Source organism: Sulfitobacter sp. SK011, from assembly GCF_003352065.1.
In the GTDB taxonomy this organism is placed as follows: domain Bacteria; phylum Pseudomonadota; class Alphaproteobacteria; order Rhodobacterales; family Rhodobacteraceae; genus Sulfitobacter.
The window spans coordinates 2,448,240-2,473,295 of record NZ_CP025803.1; the positions used below are offsets into that span (position 1 = coordinate 2,448,240).

Genomic DNA, 25,056 nt, shown 5'->3' on the forward strand with positions numbered 1-25,056 from the left:
GGGCTATGGGTGGCGAAACAAATCGGTCAGGCAAAGAACCAGAAAATAAATCCACTTATCCGAGCCGCTCATTTGTCGGGAACCTCAGGATCCGAACAAAGCTTCTGATCGTTTTGGTGCTCGTTGCCATCGCTAGCACGGGCGTTTATGCGGTTATTGAATACATGGCCGCGAAGAAGGCGCTGCTGGAGCAGTCTTTCAGCAATCTTACCGCCGTCCGCGAGTTGAAAGCGCAACAGATTGAAGACTACTTCGATCTTATCTCCAACCAGATTGTCTCACTTTCAGAGAGCCAAACCATCGTTAAAGCGATGCAAGAGTTTCAGGACGCTACATCCCTTTTGGATACAGGGAGCGGAAGCCGAGCTTCCACACTGCTTCAGAGCTACTATGACCGCGAATTTCTGCCACGGCTTGGACAGAATAGTCTCGGTGAAGACTTGGAGAATTCATCCAGCTATATCCCGGGCGACGGGACCGCGCGTGTACTACAAGATGCCTATATCGCAAAAAATCGAAATCCGACTGGTGAAAAACACCTTTTGGACGATGCCAGTGACGGCACCCAATACAGCGCTGTTCACAAGCAATACCATTCGACCATTAGAAGCTTTCTGGAAAGATTTGGTTACTACGACATCTTCTTGGTCGACGCCGAGACGGGAAGGATCGTCTATTCGGTCTTCAAAGAAGTGGACTTCGGCACTTCGCTTCTGACCGGACCCTACGCGGACACGAACTTCGCCGAAGCCTTCCGGTCTGTGCGCGAAGCGACTTCTGCAGATATAGTCCGATTTGAGGACTTCGCGCCCTATGCTCCCTCTTACAACGCACCCGCTTCGTTTGTCGCCTCGCCGATTTTCAATGAAAACGAGATAACTGGCGTCTTGGTGTTCCAAATGCCGATCGACCGGATCAACAACATCATGACCAGCCAGCGCGCCTGGAGCGATGTCGGGCTGGGTGCCAGCGGCGAGACATATATTGTCGGTGAAGACCTTCTGATGCGCAATCAATCACGTTTCTTGATCGAGGACCGTGCAGCGTACCTTAAAGCAATCCGCGAAAGCGGCATCGACGAGAAGATCATTGAAAGGATCGATACTTTCAATACGTCGATCGGTCTTCAGCCCGTCGACACAGTGGGAACACGCTCGGCGCTGGCCGGCGAGGCCAATACTGAAATCTTCCCTGACTATAGAAGTGTCAATGTCCTGTCGGCATACCGTCCTCTGGGTCTTCCGGGATTGTCTTGGGTGATCATGAGCGAGGTCGATGAGGCAGAGGCGCTCTTGCCTGCACATCGCCTACGCAATCGAACTTTGCTTCTTATGAGCGCGCTGACCCTCGGTGTTATCTTGGCATCATTCCTGTTTGCACGAACGATGACCCGACCGATCCAGAAGTTGACGGAAAAGGCGAAGGGGATCGCGCAAGGTGATCTGGGGATCACGATCGATACGACGGGGGGTGATGAGATCGCACAGCTTGCCCGTAATTTCGATGCGATGCGCCAGGCCTTGCGCGAAATGATTGAAGGTCTCGAGACAAAAGTTGCGGAGCGAACAAAGGAATTGTCCGATAGCGAAGTTAGGGCTCGCTCAATATTGAACAACGCGGCTGACAGTGTGATCGTCATAGATGGTGACGGCATTGTCCGTGAGTTCAATCCAAGCGCGGAGGCCACATTCGGTTACAAGGCGAGTGAAGTTATTGGTGGGAAGATTGATGAACTGATGCCGGACCGGCATGCGCGTCACCACGACGGTTACCTCCAACATTACCACGACACCGGCGAGAAACGTGTTGTCGATCGAACCCGAGAGGTCGAAGGGCTTCGAAAGGACGGAACAGAGTTCCCTTTGGAGCTGCATGTCGGCGAGGCCGTGCTTGAAGACGAAAAACTGTTTGTTGGGATCATTAGGGATATTACGGAGCGTAAGCGACAAGAGAAAAAAATTGCGGACAACTTAAGCTTCGTAACGACTCTTGTGGACTCAGTGCCCAATCCCATCTTTGTCAAAGATACTTCCGGACGTTACCTAAATTTTAACACTGCCTACGAAAATGCCTTCGGTGTGAAGCGCGAGGACATCATCGGAAAATCCGTAAAGGAGTTGGATTTCTTTCCAGAGGAATACCGATACAGGCGGCATGAAGAGGATTTGCAGCTCCTCCGGGATGGCGGCAGCAGTCAACGGGAGACAAGCGTTATACTCGGTGACGGGAAAGAGCATGACATGCTCTTTTGGGCGCGGGCATTCGACCTGTCAGACGGGTCGCGGGGCGGCGTATTGGGTGTGTTCGTAGACATCACCGAGCAAAAAGAGCTAGAGCGGCAACTCGCTATTGCTAACAAGCGCATGGGCGACGAGTTGAACATCGGGCGCCAGATCCAGATGAGTATGATCCCGCTAACCTTCCCACGCTTCCCAGAGCACAAGGATCTGGATGTTTGGGCCTATATTCGTCCGGCGCGCGAGGTTGGCGGGGATTTCTACGACTTCTTCATGATCGATGATCGCTATTTCGCATTTGTAATCGCCGACGTGTCCGGTAAGGGCGTACCGGCGGCTTTGATGATGGCTGTGGCCAAGACGCTCCTCAAGTCACGATCCCAGGATACGAGGTCCACAGAAAATATCATCTCTGCTACGAACAATGAACTCAGCGAAAACAACGACGATTGCATGTTCATTACTGCGTTCTTCGCAATTATCGATACTATGACTGGCGAAATGACCTACACCAACGCTGGCCATAATCCGCCATATCTGGTCAAGACAGACGGTTCCATGCTGGCGCTGGACCAGCTTCATGGCCCAATGGTTGGTGTGATGCCCGGAGCCCCATATGGCGAGTCTCAGATCAAGCTTGATATCGATGACAAGATCGTCCTGTACACCGACGGTGTCACCGAAGCGTTCGACGTCAACAATAAGGAGTACGGTGAGAGCAGACTTGAAGATTTCATCCAGCGTTCCAAGAAGCTTGGGACAAAGTATCTCGTTGAGTCTCTTGTACGCGATGTAGACGAATTCGTTGGTGAGGAAGAGCAATCAGACGATATCACTGTTTTCTGCCTGCGCTATGTGGCGTGGGATGTCCGGGATGCTCGGGGAACTGTCGAGCTCCGGCTGGTCAACGATCTTGCGGAAATTGACCGTTGTCTTGAAGCTCTCGAAGAAACCTGCAGACGCTTTGAGCTTCCGGCTGAAATACAAAATGCGTTCTCGGTTGTTCTGGACGATCTTTTAAACAACGTTATCAACTACGCCTATAAAGAGGATGGCGAGCACGCGATTGACGTTGTCCTGTCGACTGACGGCCAACGCTTCATTGTGTCCGTTACTGATGAAGGCATTGAGTTCGATCCGTTCATGATTCAAGAGCCAGATACCGACGCGACTATCGATGAACGCCAGATTGGAGGGCTTGGGATACATCTGATCCGAAACCTTATGGATGATCATTTTTACAGGCGTGACGGCAACAAGAACGTAACAACACTGATGAAACGAATTCAGGCCTGAACCGCTGGTTGCTTGGATAAAAAACGAAAAGCTGAGGGAACAAGATGCACACAGAAGTGACACACCGCGAAACCGAGAAAGCGATAGTGGTCTATGTCGACGGGGATCTGACAACCAACACCAGCCCCGAAGTCGAGGAGGAAATTGCCGAGCTCCTTGAAGGTGGTGCGAGGCATGTTGTTATCAACGTGGAGAAGGTGAATTTCATCGCCTCGACCGGCCTGAGGGTGATTCTTGCTTTGGGCAAGAAACTCAGTGGGAAGGGTTATAAACTAACTGTTTGCTCAATGAACCAATCCACCAAGAGCGTATTCGAGATGTCAGGTTTCACAAAAATCTTTCCGACATATGCGAATGAGGAAGAAGCGCTGGAGCAACTTTGATGGATATGGGTTCCGCCCCAGCCAATCGCATCGTCCATGGCAACACGTTCACCGGGGCGAGCAGGCATCCATATCATGCGCCGAGCAGGTTTTCATCGTCTCGCGGACTTGAGCGCAGGGATAAGAACAAACAGCAGCAATTCGCAGAGAGGTGAAAAGGCATGGAAATAACGACAAATGAAGTTGCGGGAGTGTCGTTTGTGAATCTTGACGGAGAGATAAAGAGCACGACCTCAGGCGAAGTAATGGACGCCCTTGTGGGTTTGGTGCAGGGCGGTGCAAACAAGCTGCTTCTGAACATCAAAGATGTGAGCTTCATAAGCAGCGCAGGTCTTAGAAGTATCCTTGTGGCGGCCAAGCTGCTCAAGAACTCAAATGGTCAATTGAATATCTGCAACGCAAATGAGTCCGTCAAAAAAGTGCTTGAGACTTCTGGCTTTACAAGTCTCGTGAGTCTTTATCCGGATGAAGATGAAGCACTGGCGGCGTTCAACTAGATCGATGACCTTGATGAAGACACACGTGAAGTCGGCTCTTTGTCCAGTTTTTTTTGGGAAATACATACTACGCTGCGAAAATCCGGAATGACCGAATTCGAACTGGCCTGCTCCACTGAGAGTCCGCTAGTTTAGGTTAAGGGAATTGAATCAGCACTTCATGCCTCGATCAAGGAAGAGTTTTTCAACGAAATACGCCCTTCATGACGGCGCGGTACTTCAAGCGCATCCGATTTCGCAGTTGCGGCGAAAGTCGGGATTGTCCGCAATGCGGTCTTCGGTGCATTGCGCAGCAAAAGACCGCTTTCCAAACAGTGTAAAGGTTGGCGCTCCCGGCCCAAAGGAGACATGCATCGACTTTCTCAATGCTGCGGTGCAGCTTTCGCATTCCGGCCATTCGTGCATCGCGCAGCATCTCCAAAGAAGGAATGAAGGCACCGCTGACTCTGCTGTTTTCGGGCTGAACTGGTAGTTTTTGTTTCCATAAGTGCAATTCCAAACGAACGCTGAGTTTCCCGCCTGCGACTGTGCTAGTCGTAAATGGAAACAGAGCCGGCCTCCAAGGTCTACTCAAGATGCTCCGGTGTAGCGCGTCATTGCTGCCATTCGCGCAGAGCGCAGCGTTTTGTCGGCTGAAACGTCGGGCAGCGGACAAAGTCGTCACCGACCAAGGAATGCAATCATCTTCCTGGCGGGGGTTTCCCTACTAAAAGAATTTGCAGTAAACATGAGCGATGAACAGAATCCGACGACTGACTTCCGTACTTTCTGCCGATGTCGTAAATTATTCAGGCCAGATTAGGGCGGACGAGAACAGAACCCTTGAGGAGCTTCGGAAGCTGCGCCGTGCGGTGTTCGACCCGCTGGTGAGCGATCATCGTGGCAATATCGTAAAACGGATGGGTGACGGATGGCTGGTTGAATTCGGTTCAGTCTCTGAAGCTGTTCGCTGTGCGATTGACATCCAAAGCAAGGTGCCAGGACAATCTGAACTGCAGTTACGAGTAGGGGTGCATCTGGGTGATGTCGTGTTCGACGAAGATGACCTTTTCGGCGATGGCATCAATCTAGCCGTGCGACTGCAAGAGGCCTCCGATACGGGCGCAGTGCTGATTTCAGATGTTGTACACCGCAGCCTTGATGAACGTCTGGCAGAGCTATTCCGACGAGCTGGCGATCGGCAATTCAAGAATGCGCCCGACCCGGTCACTGTTTATCAGTGGTCATCCCCCGGATCCGCGCCACCACGCGTTACCCCACCAAGTCATTCGAATTCTCTGCTCATCGGCGTGTTGCCTTTCGATAACCTGTCTTCTGACCCAGATCAGGAGTTTTTTGCAGACGGTATCACCGAAGAGATCATCACTACTTTGTCAAAACTGCCCAACTTGCTCGTGGTCGCGCGTAACTCAACTTTTGTATACAAAGGTCGTTCCGTCGATGTAAAACAAGTTGGCTTGGAACAAGGCGTCGATCTTGTCCTCGAAGGCAGCGTGCGCCAAAGCGGAAACCGCGTGCGGATCACGGCACAGCTGATCAATGCGAAGACCGGTATGCACATTTGGGCCGACCGCTACGACCGCGATATGGAGGATGTCTTTGAAATTCAGGACGAAATTGCCCTTAGAATTGCGACCGAACTTCAAGTTGAATTGCTGGACGGAGAGATGGCCCGCTTTCGAGGAGCGGGGACAAAGAATCTGCAGGCATGGACGGCGCAACTACATGCTGTCGAAGCTTCGCGAAGCATTACAAAGGACGCGCAAGCCGAGGCCCGCCGTTTTACGCAACAAGCAATCGCACTCGATCCTAGTTACTCCGCACCGTTCTGTACCCTGGGCTTTGTCTACACTGTTGAGGCCCGGCACAGCTTTGCCGCAGATCGGACTGCTGCACTGACACAAGCAAGAGACTGCGCGCGACGCGCTCTTGAGATTGACAGCTACAATCCCGAAGCCCACGCAATCGCAGGATTTGCGGACGCCATCGATGGACAGCTCGGCTCAGCGATCGAGAAGTTCAGCGAAGCACTGGCGCTCAACCCGAACCACGCTGATGTCGCGGCTCGCCTGTCGTTGACCCTCGCCTTTAGTGGCCAGACCCATGAAGCCATCCGGGTTGCGCGACAGGCGATCACGCTCAACCCACATTATCCGGGTTGGTACGCGGGCGTGCTGGGTCTTGGGCTCAGACTCAGCGGCCGATATCAGGAAGCTATAGAGGCCTTCACCGAATATGGTCAAAAGGCAGAGGGGTTCGGTCACCTTGATCTCGCGATTGTCTATGCGGAGATGCGAAACCTTGAGGCTGCACGCCACGAGGCGAAACAGGTTATGCTGTACCGACCCCAGTTTTCCATATCCGAGTGGGCAAAGACGCAGCTTTTCTCCAATATCGAAATACTTGAAAGGGACAGCAATTCACTTCGTCTGGCTGGGTTACCGGAGTAGATCCAGCTCTATTTCTCCCAGGCGTATTGGGCGTAACCGCATATCTGACTGCTTTATGCTCCGAGCTGCTTTGGGACGGTGGAGAACAAAACCCGGTTTCTATGTCATCTGAATGTCAGCTCCCGCTGAAACAGCCCAGTTAGATGGCGGTCGCAGCGAATGTCGGCAATCCGCCGATGTCGTTGAAAAACTATTCCTTGATCCGTAGGCAAGTCGCTGATTCAATTCCTGTATTGAGCGGGAGGATTGGCGATGATGGGACCGAAGCAGGAAGCGCAAGGGTCGTTGTTCTATGAGTTCTCGCTGGAAGATCATGTTCCACAAGATCATCTATTGCGCTCGATTGACCGACATCTTGATCTCAGCAGTATTCGGGGGCATTTGGCAAATTTCTATAGTCACACAGGCCGCCCGTCGATCGATCCAGAGTTGCTGATCCGAATGTTACTGGCCGGTTATTGCTTCGGTATCCGGTCTGAACGCCGCCTTTGTGAAGAGGTGCACTTGAACTTGGCGTATCGCTGGTTTTGCCACCTCGATTTAAGCGATCGCATTCCTGATCATTCTACCTTTTCAAAGAACCGCCACGGCCGTTTCCGCGAGAGTGACTTGCTGCGTCATGTTTTCGAGACAACAGTTGCGCGCTGTATAGAAGAGGGCCTTGTTGGTGGCGAAGGCTTCGCCGTCGATGCCAGCTTGATCAGCGCTGATGTTCAGAAGCAGAATTCCAGCAACCCACAAGACTGGGCCGCTCGGGAGGTCACAGCAGCAGATGCGCCGCGCGCGGTGCGTGAATACCTCGACGTTCTTGACGACGCAGCCTTTGGTGGTGCCAGCGAGACAACACCCAAGTTCACCGCTCATGCCGATCCGGCCAGCCAATGGACTGCCGCGCGTAAAGGCCCCGCTTTCTTTGCGTATTCAGACAATTACCTCATCGACACAGATCACGGGATCATCATGGATGTGGACGTCAGCCGGTCGATCCGGCAGGCAGAGGTCGGTGCGATGCGCAAAATGATTGATCGCACAGAAGACCGCTTTGGCCTGAAGCCGGATTGGGTTGCGGCGGATACGGCTTACGGTTCGTCTGACAATCTCGTTTGGTTAACGCTCAAACGGAAAATTCTCCCGTTCATCCCTGTCTTTGACCATTCAAAGCGCAAGGATGGCACTTGGTCGCGGTCTGACTTCACTTGGGACGAAGACAATGACCGATACATTTGCCCGGAAGGAAAAGAGCTGCGTCATACCCGGCGAAATTACTCTGACCCCAAAAGGCACAAAGCCAAGGCTGGCCGCCGACAGTATCGCAGCCTGAAACTCGATTGCCAGACATGTCCATCAAAGCCCAAATGCTGCCCAAACACAGCAACGCGCTCCGTCAACCGAGAAGAATACGAGATCGTCAGGGACTTCGCCCGACTGTGCACAGCCTCCGACTTCAATCCAACGGCTCAGAGACGGCGCAAAAAGGTCGAGATGTTGTTTGCACATCTCAAACGCATCCTCGGCTTGGCTCGCGTCCGACTACGAGGACCATGTGGCGTCCAAGACGAATTTACCCTCGCTGCCACCGCCCAGAACCTCCGGAAACTGGCAAAACTCAAGCCAATGGTCCCCGCCACTGGCTAAGAACAGGACCAAACATCGGACCCTCAAAAAAATCAACGCACTAGCTCAGAAAGCAACGCCGAAAACAGCGGGTTTTTCAACGAAATCCGCCCTTTGTGTCGAGGGATACGAACGGCCCAGAGCTGCCTTTGGCCAGGTGGTTGAGATGCTGCGGTGCGGCCCATCAGACCAGACTTTGGCTGCGGTGCGGAAATTTGGCGACCTCAGGTGATCAGAATGCGGGCGTCCGGAGCGGGCCCGCAGGCTCAACGTGGCCTCGGAACATGGCCGTGGGCGAAAACCTGTGACATGTTACGCAGATGGAAGGACTGCACAGAACGATCAGGTTGCTCTACTCCGGTCAAAGCCAGCGCGCTCGGCGGTTCCGCTATGGACTGATCGTTTTCGATGCTTTGTCCATTATCTATTTCATTGCAACCGCGGCGCTGCCCACGACTCCAGCCATGACGGTGTTGAACACAGGGCTCGGCCTGCTCATACTTCTTGATCTCGCGGCCCGTTTTTGGATCTCGGACAACCTGCGCCGGGAACTGACGCGCATCTACACCCTTGCTGATCTGGTCGTCGTACTGTCCCTGCTGCTGGCACCGCTTCTCGCCGAGAACTTCGCGTTCCTCCGCGTGCTTCGGGGCCTGCGGCTGATCCACGCCTACCACTTGCTGCGTGACCTTCGGCGCGAGAGCTTGTTCTTCCGCAGGCACGAGGACGCGATCCTCGCTGCGGTCAACCTGTTCGTATTCATCTTCGTGACAACGTCTTTCGTCTTCGTGCTGGCTTTCGATGAAACCGATGGCATGACCGGCTATGTTGATGCGCTCTATTTCACTGTGGCAACGCTCACGACAACGGGCTTTGGCGACATCACCATGACGACCACCGGCGGAAAGCTGTTGTCGGTTTTCATCATGGTCGTGGGCGTCGCGCTTTTTGTGCAGTTGGCGCGCGCGATCTTCCAGCCTTCCAAGATCAAGCATAAATGCCCAGAATGCGGCCTGAACCGGCACGAAACGGATGCGATTCACTGCAAGCATTGCGGCGAAACGTTAAAAATCGAGACGGAGGGCGACACTGGGACATGAACGCGCCAGTGTTTTCCAATCATCCTCCATCATTGCAAACGAACCTCAAAAAACAGACGAGCAGAGAGCGTTGCCTTTCAGGCTCGCACTATTCCAACAGGTAGCTGCTGCCCGCCGGAAGGTTTGGCGATTCCGGCCCTAACCGGCCATTCACCGATCGCGTTGATGCCGCGCTGCAGCTCTCGCATTTCGACCATTCGCGCAGCAATCTTCATCCCGACAATGGCAGCGTGAATTCTACAGTCGAGCCTGATAAAAAAATGGTGATTGCCCACCCACCCAAGTCTCACATTTACGAAACCGTACATTGGCAAAGCCCCAACAACGGGCTGCATCAAATCATTTTGTGGAAATGTCGATGATTGTGTCCAATGTACCGCCAAGGGCGCGTTGAAGATGAAAAAGCATCAAAGGGTCATCCGGTAACGCCGCGACCAAGGCGGCAAAGGATTGTCTTGCCGATGTGTCACCGGAAGCCAGCTGTTCATAGGCGGCCCGATAGGCATCCATCACGTCCGAAAGGTTTTGTTCTTGGGAAAGAGGTTCGAATGCGGCCAGACTCTTCGATTTGCCCGCCAGCATCAGCAGGCCCGCCGGTCGGCCCGCGAAGCCTTCTATTTGGGCGACAACGCTTTCGCCGACGCAAATTCGGGTTCCAAGCGTCTTGTTGGCGCTTTCGAGTCGGGCAGCAGTGTTCACCGCATCACCATAGGCGGTGTAATCAAAGAACGAGTCACCGCCGAAATTGCCGATGATAGCCTCACCGGTATTGACGCCGATCCGGGTTGTACCAAGATCCACACCGCGAGCCTTCCAGCCGGATCGAAAAGCTTCTGCAAAGGCGTCGATTTCCAGCGCGCTTTTGACCGCGCGGGCGGCGTGATCTGCTTGCCGTATGGGCGCGCCAAAGGTCGCCTGAACCGCATCGCCGATAATCTTCATCACGGTGCCATCATTGGCAAAAACGATCTGGGCAACGCCTTCGATATACGCATTGAGCAACTCGACAATGATGTCGGGATCGGTGGTCTCGACGAGGTTTGTGAAGCCCGTTAGATCAGTGAAAAGGAAAGTAGCTTCGCGCCTCTCTCCGCCCGGTTTCATCGGGCCCGAATTTTGCGACATGGTTTCAACGACGCTAGGTGAAAAATAGCGAGACAACGTGGCGCGGGCCAGTTCTGCCTCGGCCTTTTCGCGCTGCAGAGTCCGGTGTTCTTCCAGATAGCCCAATGTCTTTTTGATGGTGACTTCTAAATCGTCGAACTCTATGGGCTTGGTTACAAAATCAAAGGCCCCACGGTTCATCGCTGTGCGGATGTTTTCCATGTCACCATAGGCAGATACGACAACTGTTTTCAAATCCTGATGTCGTTCCTCCAGATGCATCAACAATGTCAGCCCATCCATCCGAGGCATGTTAATGTCGGATAGCACCATCAATACATCCGTATCGGTTTCAAGCACATCCAGTGCTTCCTGCCCGTCATGAGCGAAAACAAACTCCATTTCTTTTTTGCGAATATCACGGCGGAATTTTTGCGTTATCAAGGCCTCTACATCCGGTTCATCATCTACGACGAGTATGCGAACCGGGCCGCTCATTGCGCGGACTGAGCCGACAATTCCGTCAGTTTTGCCTTGAGATATTCAAAATCGACCGGCTTGGAGACCAGTTGTACAGCCCCACGTCTTTTCGCATCGTGTTCCGTATCTGCGTCGCCATAAGCGGTAATCATGATGACCGGCAATTTCGGGGTGCGCTGCTTGACCTCGTCAAGCAACTCCAGACCGGTCATGCCCGGCATGTTAATGTCGGACAGAAGAACCAGTTCGCCAGGAAACTCTTTGCGTCCCAAAATCTCCAGCGCCTGATTCCCCGACTGGGCAAAAAGAAACTCGTATATGTGTTTGCGAATTTCACGTCGGAAATTTTGCCGAAACAGCAGTTCGGCATCGGGTTCGTCGTCCACCATAAGCACTTTGAGCATGGGTTTCCTCTATCTGTCCGAAGATGCGGCCACCGGCAAGGCTACGATAAATGTCGTGCCATTTCCCGGCCGGGTTTCAAAACTCAACTCGCCACCATGTTGTTTGATGATATCGAAACTGATCGAAAGGCCGAGCCCCGTTCCCTCGCCCGACGGTTTGGTGGTGAAAAACGGGTTGAAAATCTTGTCCTGCATTTCGCAGGGAATACCGCCGCCGTTGTCTGTAACCTTTATTAGATACCGGTTGTCATTAGTTGTCGTCGAAACATTCAACCGGGCCGCATCGCCGCCTGATGCTGCCTGTTTCGCGGCCTCGTACATACCGTTGGAGCACAGATTCAGGATAACCCGCTGCAGGTCCTGCGGTAGGCATTCAATGCCTCCTACATCGTCGGACAATTCAACCACCAGATCGACATTGAAGCCTTGGTCAGCCGCCCTCGCTCCGTGATAGGCAAGATTGACACCCTCCTTGGTCAGCGCGTTCAGATCCACGATCTGCATCTCGTTGGAACCCTCACGCGAATGCAGCAGCATGTTTTTGACAATGCTGTCTGCCCGCTTGCCGTGCTGGTCGATCTTAAGCAGGTTTTCCCGCACCGTCGCGAACAGATCCTCGGCATTCTCGCGTTCCTCTTGTTTCAGTGCGGCCATCGGATCTTCCAGAATTTCCGCCAGTTCCTCTATCATTTCGGCGGACAGCTTCGAAAAATTGTTGACGAAGTTCAGCGGATTCTTGATTTCGTGCGCGATCCCCGCGGTCAGTTGGCCCAGGCTAGCCATTTTCTCGGCCTGAACCAGACGCTGTTGCGCATTTTTCAGGTCTTCAAGTGCCGCTTCGGCAGCATCCCGTGCATTGGAAATTTCAGCTTCGCGGTTTTTCAGATCGGTAATATCGAAATACGTGAGCATTCGACCACCATCGGGAAGTGCGATACATTGATAGCTAACGATCGTTCCGTCGGTCCGCGCCACCTCGGTTGGCGCAATATTTCCAGCTTCGATCGCCTTGATCCGGTTGTCCACCCAATTATCCCAATCCTCAGGCTCCACAGCGTAGAAATTGTTTTTCTGAACGTATGATATAAGAGTCCGAATATCCGGGTTTTCTTCGATAAACTCTGGCGGTACGTTCCAGATCCGGGCGAAAGCCCGGTTTGCTATCCGTGCACGCAGATCTGGCCCCATGAACACGACGCCATATTCGATGTTGTCCAGCACCGCATTGAATTCCGCCAGCGCGGATTTGAGGGATTCTTCGGCCTGTTTGCGATCGGTAATATCGGTATAGGTTGAAACAAATCCGCCACCCTCGATAGGGTTTCCAACGACTTCGACGATTGTGCCATCGGGACGGGTGCGTTCAAACCGGTGCGGCTGAAACTTGGCAGATAGCACCAGGCGTTCGCGCACCTGTTCCTCAAAATCTCCGGGCCCGTATTCACCGCGTTCGGCGTTGTATCTGAACGCCTGTTCCATCGTGAAACCCTGATGAAATTTCTCGGGGGGGAAATCCATCAGTTGCAGAAACTTCTCGTTCAGGGCGATGGTATTGAGGTTTTTATCGACCATGGTGATGCCCTGGCCCATGTTCTCAAGAGTCAATTTCAGGACATCCGACTGCTTTTCAATCTCCAACTGGCTGCTTTTCAGCTCGGTGACATCCGTATAAATCGAAACGATCCCACCATCCTTGGTGCGGTGATCGGTTATTTGCAACCATATGCCATTGACGAACTGTTCGCGACTTTCCCCAATGGCCTTTTGCCTTTTTTCGGCAATGTTCGCGAGATAGGCGGGAATGTCCCCTCCCGCGCGTGGAAATAATCCACGTTCAAGACCAGCCGAAATGATCTCGGTGAACACCGCGCCGGGAACAACATAATCATCAAGGTCGGAGAAATACTCGCGATAGCGCGTATTGCAGGTCACCAGCCGGTCATCCGCGTCCCACAGCGCGAACCCCGAAGAGATTGCCTCGATCGCCTCTTCGAACCGCTGACTGGCCGCCTGTGCCTCGGCCTCCCGCTGTTTGAACTCAGAAATGTCTGTGTAAACCATGACACGCCCGCCATCCGGCATGCGCCGTTCGTTGAGCAGGATCCACACCCCATTCGATAGTTCAAGTTCCCACTTTGCAACCGGCTGTTCCCAGGCCTCGATGCGCGACTTGATCCAAGCGTCCACGCCATCGGGATGCGGTATGAACATACCCAGATTGTAACCGTCCCGGATCATGTCAAAGAACGATCTCCCCACCATAATTATGTCGGACATGTCCGCGCTACCTGCGGCACTTCCAAAAATCTCGACGTAACGATCATTAAAAAGCTCGACCCTGTCATCCGGGTCGATCAGCAGTATACCATCAGAAATCGTAGACAGTGATTCCATCAGGCGGGATCGGGTGAGCTCCAGTTCGCTCTGCGCCTCGCGCATTTCAGTGATGTCGCGAATAGCACCGACAAGTCTCACAGCCCGCCCCTGATGATCTCGCTCTGCAACGCCGCGGTCATGCAACCATCTGTACCCACCTGCCTTGGCGCGGACCCGGTATTCGATTTCGATCGCCTCGGCTTGTTTTTTGAAATGGGTGCGAAGGGCATCAACATATCCGGCCAGATCGTCCGGGTGTAAACGGTTGGCCCAAGTCAGGGAAGTGCCGATATTGGCGTCAAAATCCAGTATTCGGATCAGGCTGTCCGATATGAAAAGTTGATCCTCTTTAACATTCCAGTCGTAAATGCCGTCGCTTGTTGCACGCGTTACTAAAGCATAGCGTTCCTTGCTTTCCTCAAGGACACGTTGAGCGTTTCGTTCGGCAGTACAATCCTGAAACGTGAGCACCAGCCCGCTCGAAGATGTGCGGCGATAGCGGATCCTAAGGATCTGCCCATTCGCCATTTCGCGCTCTATCTCACGTTCCTGGGAGGATTCGATCTCGGCGATGCGCTCGGCCACCTGTTCATCTACTCGCCCCGGCCCAAAATCGCCCCGTTCGGCATTGAACTGAAGAAGGGACTGCAATGGCACGCGATCGCGACACAGTAATTCGGGATATTGCCTCAGATCACGGAACGCCGGATTACAGTAAGTCAGTCGTAATTCCTGATCAAAAATGCCCACCCCAACGTCAAGAAGTTCAAGTCCTTCTTCAATTTGTAGTACCGGCATTCCCATGGTTTGACCCCACTGACAAAACAAGCATATCAGATTCGCCATATCTAAGTAGAAAAATCGTCGAGTCGTTTCCTTTCAAGGGATAGATTAAGGCAACTGCCTTACAGCAGTGACACTCATGTTTCTCTTTGTCCTCACCCGAACCTCCGTCAGTTTCTGGTTCCGTTCTCAGCCAGTGGCCGAATAGATTTTGGCACGTTCTGCGCCGACAGAGTTGTGCTTCCCAGGTATGCACAAGGGCCATTGATTAAACGTGCCGGCTCTTCTCTAATTGAATGGCCGGTATGAGAAAATCTTCGGCAAGACTTTGCATCCGCGGCGAAGGTCTGGAATCCGCCCATTCTGTGGAAAAACAACGTGCTGCGAGCGCAGAAAGTGGCGATCTAAATAGAGCCCGAGTGCCTTTCTTATCAGGCTTTGCGCGTTTGCTGCGGTGCAGGAAAGATTTTAGCCAGTTTGCGGAGGTTTTGGGCGGTTGCGGCGAGCAGGAATTCGTCATTTGCGCCACATGGGCCTCGTAATCGGAGCCGTCCCAGCCCAAGGATGCGTTTGAGGTGGGCGAAGAGCATTTCGACTTTCTTTCGCAACTTCATCGAGATGTCGTACTGGCGGGTCTTGGCGATGTCGCGGGCGACTTGGCGGGCGTCTTCGTGTTCTTCGCGGGTGATCTTGCGCGCATCGGCATTGGGGCAGCATTTGACCTTGGATGGACAGACCTGACAGACCTCTTTCAGAGCACGGTATCGTGCAGTCCCTTTTCCGGTCGGCCCTCTGCTTGGGTCGGAATAATTGCGACGGAACTGCTTGAGTTCCTGCCCCTCGGGGCAAATGTATTGATCGTTCTCGGCATCCCATTCGAAGTCTGCGCGGGTCCATGTTCCGTCGTTGCGGCCAGACTTATCGAAGACAGGAATGTGCGGTGCGATTTTGCGGTCGGCCAGCCAGCCCAGCATTGGCCCCGTGCCGTATGCAGTGTCCGCGATCAGGCGTTCGGGATGCAGGTCGAACCGTTCCTTTACCCGCTTCAGCATTGTCTTGGTCGACCCGACCTCGGCTTGTCTGATTGATCGCGTGGCTTCCACATCAACAATGACGCCGTGATCAGTGTCGATCAGGTAGTTGTCGGAGTAGCTAAAGAATGCTGGACCTTTGCGTGCCGCTGTCCATTGGCTCGCCGGGTCAGAATGCGATGTGAACTTCGGCTGTACCTCGCTGGCCGCGCCGAATGCCGCCTCATCCAGCGTGTCGAGATACTCGCGGACTGCGCGGGGTGCATCTACCGGATCAATGCTCGCTGCGTCCCAGTCTTCCTTTGGCGTTGAGTTCTGTTTGTTGGCATCCGCCTCAATCAGACTCGCATCAATGGCCATGCGCTGGCCGCTGACGAGGCCTTCGGCGATGCACCGCGCGACGGTCGTCTCGAACAGGTGGCGGAGCAACTCGCTGTCGCGGAAGCGACCATGCCGGTTCTTCGAAAAGGTAGAGTAGTCAGGAACGCGGTCGCTCAGATCCAGGCGGCAAAACCACCGGTACGCAAGGTTCAGATGAACCTCTTCACAGAGCCGCCGTTCGGATCGGATGCCGAAGCAATACCCGACCAGGAGCATGCGGATCAGCAGTTCAGGATCGACTGAAGGACGGCCCGTGTGGCTGTAAAACTCCGCCAGATAGGCCCGGATGCTGCTCAGATCGACGAAGCGGTCGATGGATCGAAGCAGGTGATCCATGGGGATGTGATCCTCGAGAGAGAACTCGTAGAACAGCTCTGGCTGAGCTTCCTGCCTGGGTCCCATCATCGCCAATCCTCCCCTCAATTATAAGAATTGAATCAGCAGTTCATCTCGCGATCAAGGAAGAGTTTTTCAACAAAATACGCCCCGTTGACTAGACATGTGCCGCAACAGTCTGGTTCACCTTGCAGAATTTCATTCTGCCAACATGCCCGCCATGAGAAATAGGTGTTTTTCTCCATCCTATACCAAAAAACTCTGGCAGACCGGGGCTCAGCGCACCCCCTGACGGAGCACCACACTGAGGAAGGACCCGAGCGACCCAATGGCCCATCTGCAATAACCCAACGTGCCTTTCACCAGATAAGGCCCTGCAATCAATGTGTTTGGGGCATGTGGGGCATGTCTTCCGATTCCGCTCTTATGAGTACTTTTTGCCCATAGGCGATAAACCGGAACAGATGCCTCACACGCCCCATATTTCTTTCAATCAATGGCTTAGATAAGTTCATCGTCATCGTTATCAGATTCTTCTTTCAGACGGATTCCTTTAAAACCTCGCCCTCTTTTTCCCCGAACATTTTTCACCAACTCGAAGCCACGCTGCTTCAGTGTCTCAGGGAATGTCCGAGTCTTGCTGCCCGGGTCTTCGCCGTTGGCGTTAGCGTAACCCAGCCATGAAACCCAAAGGGCTTCGCTAGTATCCTGATAACCGGCCCCGACCTCGCAATGCTCCTCCAGCCACTGCCCGAAGGTGTCCTGTGTGTCGAAGTAGTCTTGTGTTGCCCGCCGAACCACCTCCGGGCGCACCAGTCCGTTCGCTTGCCAGTCCAACGTGCCCTGCATTGCCCATGCAAGTATGCCGCGAAACTCGCGCCGCAGCTTATCCATCAGCTTGGGGTCTTTGCGCTTGGGCGGGTGATCGAAGGGCAAGATATTGAACCGGCGCTGGATCGCTGTATCCACATCGCTCAGGCTAGGCTGATTATTCCCCACGATGACCAGCTTCATCTGAGGTACAAACTCGAAGCTGTTCTGGCGCATGAAGTTGGCTGTAACCCTGTCACCGCCGGTCAAGGATTTGATGAGGTTTTCGTCCCACTTGACTCCCTTGGTCGTCTCACTGACAGACGCCAGCCGCGCCCCGTCCAGCCGCGCTAATTCTTGTGCGTGGGCTTGGTGTGTTTTCTTGGTCAAGGTGCTGGTGGCGACGTTGATAGCATAGGCCCCCATCAGCTCAGCCATGATGTTCAGGATAGTCGTTTTGCCAGAGCCGCCGGGGCCGTAGATAAACAGCAGAGCGTCTTCACTGGTGTCCCCGGTCAGACAGTAGCCGAACCACTGCTGAAGAAACCGGATAGCCTCCGCATCGCCGCCAAGGGCCTCGTTCAAGAACGCCATCCAGCGCGGACAATGCCGCTCAGGATCGAAGGTGGCCAGCGGAACGGGCATGGCAGCCGTAGCCTTGGAGATGTGATCATTTGGGCGTCCGGGGCGCAACTTGCCGGTTCTGAGGTCAACCACGCCGCCGGGAGTGCCCAGCAGGTAAGGGTTCCGGTCCCATACTTCAGAAGTGACCGCAAAAACCCTGACGGTCCTCGCGCCGCGCTCTACGGCATCCCAGACGGCCACTTTCTTCAGGTGCTTGGCCTTGGGGTCGCGCTTGGACAGTTCGGTGGATACGGCCCGGGCGTAGTGCCTCGCGAGCAGGGTCTTTTCTTTGACCCAGACGTGGCCCACGAAACGATACCATGCGATTGCGGTGTGGTCGTAAAGAAGTTCACGTTCATGCCGGTCCGTGAAGGCCCGGATAATACCGTCTTCAGTCAGGTCATAGCCCCGGGCAAGCTGCTTAGTCTCCTCCACATCATCGTCCATCAATGCGTCAATGTCTGCCAGCGTCATTTTGCGCGGCTCGCCTTCCGGTTCATCGTCCAAGTCGGACAGGTCCACCCAATTGCCGTGGTATTTCGCTTCAGAAAGGATCGTCGCCCCGGTCGCACCGCCCTGTTCGCGGCCCAGCGAGTGCCAGACCCGTTCCGTCTCTTCAGCGTCAAAGTCAGGGTGCAGCTTTGACCAGTCTAGAACCATGTCCAGACCCTCTTCACCCCCATCCGTTTCGTGGTGAACGCCGCCCATAACCTTGATCCACGCCAAGCGGTCCACTGACTCGTCATTGGGGACGTGCATCAGCGCATCACGGAAATTCGCCAGTGACAGCCCAGTCTTTGCCCCGGTGCTTTTGCCCTGTTCCGGTTTGGTCTTGCCGCCGTGCTTATAGATCGGGGTCAGACCCTCCAAGTTGTCGATGAAGTCACCTTCAGAAAGGTAGGTCTTCACCTTGGCCCCGCCCTCCACGCCACCTGCATAGTAGGCTTGCGACAAGGTGAAGCTAGCGGGGTCCAAGCCACCACCAAGGATGCCGTTCAACTGCGCCATGAGGTGATCCCGGGCTTCGGGCGGCAATGGGTCGCTGAAGGGGCACAGGACACGCCAGCGCGGCGCATCGTCCGTATGGCTAGGGGTTGTGTAGATCAGGGCTGCCACGCCTACCTTCGCCAGTCTTGTGCGAGCCTCTTCGGGCGTCATGAGTCCCGCGTCATAGTCAGCTTCAAGGCCCGTTATGGTGAGGACGTTGACATTTGAACGAAGGCACCCCTTGACGCTCTTGATGGGGCCGAAGGTGGACAGCTTGATCCACTGCAGCTTGTCCTTACTTGCCGCCGTCTGGCGTTCGATCCAGACCGCCAATTTACGCATGGACATGCGCATGGTCTTCTTTGCTAAAGCGCGTTGGCTGGGGAATTTGGTGATCGTCACCGGATGATCCAACGCTTGCACGCTCTTCGCCTTGACTGCATTAATCTTTTGCATCTGAGTTATCCATTTTCTTTGGTGTATTGGAATATACGCCCCTTGCCGTTGATCTCGGCAGGGGGCGTTTCTTTAGCTGGTTTTAAGAATTTGCCCGACAGTTGACGGCTTTTTGTGCGATCTCAAATCCGCATAAAAGCCGCTACGAGGTAACGGTGCGACCGGCGGCCCACTCGAGCAAGCTAGGCGTGTGGTAGCGAATAGAAGCACGCCCGAAAACGGCATAGGGCGGGCCACTGGGATCGCGGTAGAAACGGTATTTCTCAAGCGATGACCGGGAAAGGCCCAACAGCTTAGCCGCCGTGGGAGTGTCTACGTAAATTGGAAGTGTATCGGTTTGCATTACTGTCTCCGTGCTTTGATTTACCCGCAAACAGAAGCACAGATTTTCAGAATTCCCGACCGAGAGCCAGCACTCAGACTCTTGGCCGATTATTCTGACTTTTCGTCGTTAAGTTTTGCTCTAATCTTTTGCGCCCAACCAAAGACCGTGCTGCGAGGCGGCGCATCACCGAATTCATCTATCAGTTCGTTCAGTATGTCCGTAGAACCTTTTCCATCACGCACTTTTTCTTCTACAAGAGGAAGAAACTGTGATCTTTGATCGTCATTGCCCCACCGTGCTTTCCCCCCTTTGGAAGCCACTTGTTTACCTGTCAATGGTCGCCGGTTCGTCTTTGCTTCGCCATACAATAAACTCGGGGGTAGATACTCGCGACACTCAGGATCATTCCGCGCCGCATCCAGCCAAGGTGGTGCGTATCCAGCAGCAACGCCTCGGACGACGAAGTCAGAAAGCGACTTTCCACGGAAGGGTCTTTTCTCTTCGAGCAAAGCCTCGATTCTTCTGATCCTGTCGGCAATGACTTCGTCGAAGAGTTCTCGATTGTATTCCCATTCAATCAACCCCGGCAGACACGCACCGACCCCGGGCAACCGAGCGCCAATGGACCTTTTGTCTAAAATTTTTTCAGGCGGAAGGACTCCGGCAATAACACAGGCAGCTTCCTTCACAGAAACCTCTCGAAGTTCAAACCAGTCTCTGAGTGCTAAGAGTTGCCGAGCCACAAGATCGGGATCACCTTCAGGAACAGAAACCCATGGATTATTCTGCTCTTCGGTCATGCTGTCTTGCCCTTCCGAACCGTGTCAATCGCCACGACTTCTGCACCTAAACCAAGTGCCGCGCCAATCTCAGCCCCGATCAGGTCCGCCGCACGCCGTTGAGGATCAGCGGCAAGGTGAGCATAGCGTTTCGTGGTACTGGTCTGAGAGTGGCCAAGTAGGCCGCCTATTTGATGAAGTGATAGCCCCGCCCCTGCGCCTATCGCTGCGTTGGAATGGCGTAGATCATGCGGGCGTGTACCCTCGATCCCGGCTGCTCGGCAAACCGCACGCCATAGGCGCTTTAAGTCCGCGCGGGGCTTCTCGTTCGGTGTCCCTGCCGAACTGGATGCAATAACATAGCGCCCGACCCGAGGAAGCCCCTCAAGCACGGATAGCGCGGTCGCCCCAAGAACGATCACTTTTGCCCCCGTCTTCGAGTCTGGCAGGCGCAAGATACCACGCGCAAAATCGACATGCTGCCATTCCAGATCGAGTATCTCACGCACCCGCGCACCGGTCAGCAAAAGCAATCTTATCGCTGCAACCGAATGAACATCGAAGCTGACCCTGCGTTTTTCAGGCGCGGGCAAATACTTTGCACCGGGACCATCCTCCTGAACTTGCCACGGCAACCCATCCGTTTCTGCGAGCCGAAGAGCGTCCCCGAGCAGTTGCATTTCACCCGATGAAAGAAACCGTTCACGACCCTTCTCTTTGAACGCCTCTACCGCAGTTGCAGGGTTTGACGTGCCCTCGGGGAGCAGCCCTAGACCAATTGCCCAAGAGAACATCGCTTTGAGAACAGCAAGCGCCCGGTTTGCTATGACCGGGCCGCCCCGTGTTTTCTGCGCCGCAGTCCGTCTCGCCCCGGGTTTCTTCGCACCGGTCTTTTTGCAGGCGATTGCACTGTGCAGCTTGGCTATGTCGTTCCGGGTCAGCGTCGCTGCTTTCCGAGTGCCAATGGCGGGAAGAATGTGCGTGTCCAGAACTGCGCGATACTGCTTGGCCGTTGCGGCCTTGCGTTTGGGTCCAACATGGCGGGAAAGCCATTCGCCTGCGATCTCAGCAACGGTATCAGCGGCTCGCGCTTCGGCTCTATCAGCTGCAGGATCAGCCCCAAGGCGAACTTTAGCCAGCATGTCTTTAGCCATATCCCGAGCCTGCTCCGGTGTGAGGGTCTCGGGATTGCCTAGCACAACACGCTTCTTGGCAGTCCCTCGTCCTCCGGACCCAGGGCGATACTCTATAATCCACGAGCGCGATCCTGAGGGCCTTACGATAAGCCCAAAACCTTTCAGGCCCTCGTCATAATAGACCACCGGCTTTTTCGGCGTCTGGATTGCCGCAACAGTGCGGCGGGCGATCTTGATAACGGGCATTGCTCTCTCCGGGGTTGCCAGTGGCTATCAGAAGGCGGAATCGCCACCGAGTCGCCACCGCTCTCTGAAACAGATAGATAGGCAATCCTGTCAAAAATACAAATATGAAAGCAGAAACAGTGTGTTACTGAAACCCCTTGAAGTTATATGAAAGCCTATGAAACCGTAACCTTATAACTGTTAATCAATTGGTCGTAGGTTCGATCCCTACCGCCGGAGCCATAAAAAGCCACTAAGCTCAATAGTTTGGTGGTTTTTTTGATATAAGGCCTGATCAAGAAATATTGCCTTGTCACCGAATTTGTCACCAAACCTTCTCAATATTAGATCAGCGGATTGCAAATCCGTGTACAGGAGTTCGATTCTCCTACTCGCCTCCATATAAAATCGCCAACATACTGATCTTAAGCATTTTTTTTGCATAAGCCCTCATTTGGATGACACATACCCACCCAAAAATATTCAACACATCGTAATGGGCATAGCAATTTACTTTGTATTTTTCGGGACTGGAAATTGGACGTGGAATTTCACGCGCTGCAAATGCAAAGCAACGGACCTGGCTGAGGATGCCCTTCCTGCTTTAGGAGCCTGCAGCCCACAACATCCAAAATTTACAAATTGTTTGTAGAGGTAGCTTTCAGTTCAAAGCCGTACGATCATCACGACCTTATTCAGGACGGTCAAACATCCTTATAGTCACAGGGCATTAATAAATAAAAACATGCTGCAACTTAGACTAGGTGCGTGCTGCTTTTTGTATGTAATTTGTCGGGAAAAAATTGTTCTCGGCAGATCAAGCACTTATTCAAAGGTATCAGCTTGGAAAACTGAGGTCTTAACCATTACACAACGCCCGCTCAGCGTGGTAAGTCGTATTTCATGCTCTTTCAGAGGTCAAGCATCTGCTGAACAAAGTGAGAGGAATTTCGATGCGTAAACCGAATGCTGTTATCATTGGCGTAGGTGACGGGCTGTCCGCTGCTTTGGCGCGGAACCTGATGGCAGATTTTTCTTTGACGCTGGCCGCACGCAGCGCGGACAAGATGCAGTCTCTTGCTGACGAGACCGGGGCACGCACAGTTCTTTTGGACGCAACGGATGAAAGCGCTATCGCCGCTCTGTTCGATAATCTGCCTGCAGCTCCGAGGGTTGCCATCTACAACCCGTCTGCACGTGTTCGCGGACCAATCACCGACCTCTCCACCGAGGACGTGCGCCGGGCTGTCGATGTTACCGCCATCGGCGCGTTCCTGACCGGCAAACACGCCGCAAAGCATATGCTAAAAGCAGAGGCCATTGACGGGAAGAAAGGGACCATTCTTTTCACAGGAGCATCAGCAGGCGTCAAAGGCTTTCCGCAATCTGCACCATTTGCCATGGGCAAGTTCGCCCAGCGCGGCTTGGCCGAAAGCATGGCACGCGAACTGCACCCACAAGGGGTCCATGTCGCTTGGGTCAACATCGACGGTGGCATACTGAACCCCGGTCGGGCAGAGCCAGACGACAAACCTGGATCCATGCTTCGGCCTGACGCCATTGCCCGCACCTACCGCCATCTGATTGAGCAGGACCGCAGTGCCTGGACCAATGAGGTCGTCGTACGCCCATGGGTCGAACGGTTTTAGCGGGTTTGCAGATACTGGACTGATATGATGCTAAGCGATGACGAACTTGACCAATTGGACGCGCTGCTGCTGTCCCATACCAATGAGGATGGCATGCTCCTCAGTGAGTTCGATGGGTTTTGCGCCGGTCTCATCGTCTGTCCAGAAATTGTCATGCCTGGGGAATGGTTATCTTGTGTCTGGGGGAGCAGCACAGAACACTTGGAAACACCCAAGGATGTGCAGAATGTCACCGACCTGCTGATGCGTCACTACAATAACGTCGCACAGTCCTTGATGCCTCCGGCAAATGACTACGGTCCCCTCTATGACGAAGACACCCAAACAGGGGAAATCCTCTGGGAATCATGGTGCTGTGGGTTCGAGCGTGCAATGCGTCTGCGGCCGGATGCGTGGGAGCAGATTGCGGAGAGCAAAGACGAGGAGGCTGCTGCATCAGTCAACATGATGCTGGCGCTTTTCAACATTGCCGAAGGTCAAAGCGATCTTCCCAAGGCGTCAATCAAAACTCTCACTGCCGGAGCGCCGGACATTATCCCAAACTTGGTGCAGACCCTTAACGCCTGGACCAAATCCGGGACGTCCGCTGCTCCGTTCCCCGCCTGGGCTGCGGCAAATCAACCCCAAGCACCGATTCATGGAAGCAAGGTCGGCAGAAACGCCCCCTGCCCCTGCGGCTCAGGCCGCAAGTACAAACAATGCTGCGGTACCAATTAATCAACCTTTGCGGCTTTGCCCTCAGCTAGGATCCGACCGATTGCTTTGAATATCGGAATAGTTAACGGCCCATTAGTGTTGAATGACGAGAACGGCCCTTTGCTGCCCTTGGCGCAATTAAGCCGCGCCGCAGTGCGGCTTTCGCATTCTGGACATTAATTCAGACCGCAGCAATTTGCGCCATTCGCGACAAGTAGGGTGGAACAAAATGGGCGTTGTGATGCAAGCCATCGCGGGTTCGTGACTCAACGGCTGACTTATCCTAAGCTTGGGCTATGGCCGAGCCAGACGTACCCAAAACCTCAAGCAACACTGAGAAAGACGCAGCGGCGGTTCGAATTTTTCCGCCCGGCGTTCCTCTTGGGACGGTTGTTGCGGGCGCGGGGCTGGAGTGGATTTGGCCGGTTGGCCTACGCTTGTTGCCCGACGGCCCGCTGCGGTATTGGTTGGGCGGCGCGATCATTCTTGGGTCAATCTATTTTTTAGGTTTTCGAGCCGTCTCGATGATGCGCAGGTCTGGGCAATCGGAAAATCCGTACAAGACGACCACCGAAATCATCGAGAAAGGACCGTATCGCCTAACGCGCAATCCTATGTATCTACAGATGGTGCTGATATGCATTGGTTTTGCCATTTTGTTGGCCAACATCTGGATTATAGTTCTGACGCCGGTTTGCTCTCTGCTCCTGCATTTCTTAGTGATTTTGCCAGAAGAGGAGTATCTCGAACGAAAGTTCGGCGGCAAGTACCTTGCCTATAAGAAGCGGGTTCGACGCTGGATATAGCCCTTCGAGGCAATGCTGGCGCTGTTCCAGTGACTCTGCGTTTCCGGCCCATTGCGGTCTCTCGACCCAACTTCGGATTCTGCGGTCGCAG

General features: G+C 53.9%; 17 protein-coding genes, 1 tRNA gene and 1 pseudogene. 11 read left to right on the forward strand and 8 right to left on the reverse strand.

Annotation, left to right across the window (positions count from 1 at the left end):
• Nucleotides 1-5 precede the first annotated feature (5 nt).
• The 6 genes from C1J02_RS12070 to C1J02_RS12095 all read left to right on the forward strand — a co-directional run bounded on the left by C1J02_RS12070 (nucleotide 6) and on the right by C1J02_RS12095 (nucleotide 9,577).
• Nucleotides 6-3,533, forward strand: a complete 3,528-nt coding sequence (locus tag C1J02_RS12070) for a SpoIIE family protein phosphatase (RefSeq protein ID WP_162798311.1) — start codon at nucleotides 6-8, stop codon at nucleotides 3,531-3,533.
• A gap of 44 nt (nucleotides 3,534-3,577) precedes the next feature.
• Entirely contained in the window at nucleotides 3,578-3,916 is a 339-nt protein-coding gene (locus C1J02_RS12075; protein WP_114878807.1) for an STAS domain-containing protein, read from the forward strand.
• Nucleotides 3,917-4,077: 161 nt separating this feature from the next.
• Nucleotides 4,078-4,413 (forward strand): STAS domain-containing protein, encoded by a 336-nt coding sequence (locus tag C1J02_RS12080; protein WP_114878808.1) that lies wholly within the window; start codon nucleotides 4,078-4,080, stop codon nucleotides 4,411-4,413.
• Nucleotides 4,414-5,147: 734 nt separating this feature from the next.
• Nucleotides 5,148-6,863 (forward strand): adenylate/guanylate cyclase domain-containing protein, encoded by a 1,716-nt coding sequence (locus C1J02_RS12085; protein WP_114878809.1) that lies wholly within the window; start codon nucleotides 5,148-5,150, stop codon nucleotides 6,861-6,863.
• A gap of 252 nt (nucleotides 6,864-7,115) precedes the next feature.
• On the forward strand, nucleotides 7,116-8,498 hold the full coding sequence (locus tag C1J02_RS12090; RefSeq protein ID WP_114877634.1) for a transposase: 1,383 nt from the start codon (nucleotides 7,116-7,118) through the stop codon (nucleotides 8,496-8,498).
• Between the two features lie 299 nt (nucleotides 8,499-8,797).
• Nucleotides 8,798-9,577, forward strand: a complete 780-nt coding sequence (locus C1J02_RS12095) for a potassium channel family protein (protein ID WP_114878810.1) — start codon at nucleotides 8,798-8,800, stop codon at nucleotides 9,575-9,577.
• Nucleotides 9,578-9,916: 339 nt separating this feature from the next.
• Here the strand turns inward: C1J02_RS12095 and C1J02_RS12105 are convergent, their stop codons facing one another.
• The 3 genes from C1J02_RS12105 to C1J02_RS21300 are packed head-to-tail and all read right to left on the reverse strand — an operon-like array spanning nucleotide 9,917 to nucleotide 11,943.
• Nucleotides 9,917-11,179 (reverse strand): adenylate/guanylate cyclase domain-containing protein, encoded by a 1,263-nt coding sequence (locus tag C1J02_RS12105; protein ID WP_114878812.1) that lies wholly within the window; start codon nucleotides 11,177-11,179, stop codon nucleotides 9,917-9,919.
• Entirely contained in the window at nucleotides 11,176-11,565 is a 390-nt protein-coding gene (locus tag C1J02_RS12110; protein WP_114878813.1) for a response regulator, read from the reverse strand. The genes C1J02_RS12105 and C1J02_RS12110 overlap by 4 nt, the downstream gene beginning before the upstream one ends.
• A gap of 9 nt (nucleotides 11,566-11,574) precedes the next feature.
• Nucleotides 11,575-11,943, reverse strand: coding sequence for a sensor histidine kinase (locus C1J02_RS21300; RefSeq protein ID WP_368073784.1), 369 nt, complete (start codon nucleotides 11,941-11,943; stop codon nucleotides 11,575-11,577).
• On the opposite strand from C1J02_RS21300, the gene C1J02_RS21305 reads away from it, so the two are divergent.
• Nucleotides 11,891-12,016: a zinc ribbon domain-containing protein gene (locus C1J02_RS21305; RefSeq protein ID WP_368073785.1), complete on the forward strand. Its 126-nt coding sequence runs from the start codon at nucleotides 11,891-11,893 to the stop codon at nucleotides 12,014-12,016. The genes C1J02_RS21300 and C1J02_RS21305 overlap by 53 nt on opposite strands.
• Before the next feature lie 431 nt (nucleotides 12,017-12,447).
• On the opposite strand, the pseudogene C1J02_RS12115 reads toward C1J02_RS21305, so the two are convergent.
• From C1J02_RS12115 to C1J02_RS12135, 5 genes and pseudogenes are all read right to left on the reverse strand, one after another.
• Nucleotides 12,448-14,787: pseudogene (locus C1J02_RS12115) on the reverse strand (PAS-domain containing protein); the annotation flags it as partial.
• 368 nt (nucleotides 14,788-15,155) lie between these two features.
• Nucleotides 15,156-16,541: an IS1182 family transposase gene (locus tag C1J02_RS12120; protein WP_114878815.1), complete on the reverse strand. Its 1,386-nt coding sequence runs from the start codon at nucleotides 16,539-16,541 to the stop codon at nucleotides 15,156-15,158.
• A gap of 432 nt (nucleotides 16,542-16,973) precedes the next feature.
• A complete protein-coding gene (locus C1J02_RS12125) occupies nucleotides 16,974-19,349 on the reverse strand; it encodes a phage/plasmid primase, P4 family (protein WP_114878816.1) in 2,376 nt (791 codons plus the stop codon).
• Between the two features lie 432 nt (nucleotides 19,350-19,781).
• Nucleotides 19,782-20,474, reverse strand: a complete 693-nt coding sequence (locus C1J02_RS12130; protein ID WP_114878817.1) for a hypothetical protein — start codon at nucleotides 20,472-20,474, stop codon at nucleotides 19,782-19,784.
• The gene (locus C1J02_RS12135; protein WP_114878818.1) at nucleotides 20,471-21,835 is read right to left on the reverse strand and encodes a site-specific integrase; all 1,365 of its coding nucleotides are present in this window, start codon (nucleotides 21,833-21,835) and stop codon (nucleotides 20,471-20,473) included. Before C1J02_RS12135 ends, C1J02_RS12130 begins: the two co-directional genes overlap by 4 nt.
• A 267-nt stretch (nucleotides 21,836-22,102) precedes the next feature.
• On the opposite strand from C1J02_RS12135, the gene C1J02_RS20910 reads away from it, so the two are divergent.
• From C1J02_RS20910 to C1J02_RS12150, 4 genes are all read left to right on the forward strand, one after another.
• A tRNA-Cys gene (locus C1J02_RS20910) sits at nucleotides 22,103-22,215 on the forward strand.
• A gap of 552 nt (nucleotides 22,216-22,767) precedes the next feature.
• Nucleotides 22,768-23,463 (forward strand): SDR family NAD(P)-dependent oxidoreductase, encoded by a 696-nt coding sequence (locus C1J02_RS12140; protein ID WP_114878819.1) that lies wholly within the window; start codon nucleotides 22,768-22,770, stop codon nucleotides 23,461-23,463.
• Between the two features lie 24 nt (nucleotides 23,464-23,487).
• Nucleotides 23,488-24,180, forward strand: a complete 693-nt coding sequence (locus tag C1J02_RS12145; RefSeq protein WP_114878820.1) for a UPF0149 family protein — start codon at nucleotides 23,488-23,490, stop codon at nucleotides 24,178-24,180.
• A 275-nt stretch (nucleotides 24,181-24,455) separates the two neighbouring features.
• Nucleotides 24,456-24,965, forward strand: coding sequence for an isoprenylcysteine carboxylmethyltransferase family protein (locus C1J02_RS12150; RefSeq protein ID WP_114878821.1), 510 nt, complete (start codon nucleotides 24,456-24,458; stop codon nucleotides 24,963-24,965).
• The last annotated feature ends 91 nt before the right edge of the window (nucleotides 24,966-25,056 follow it).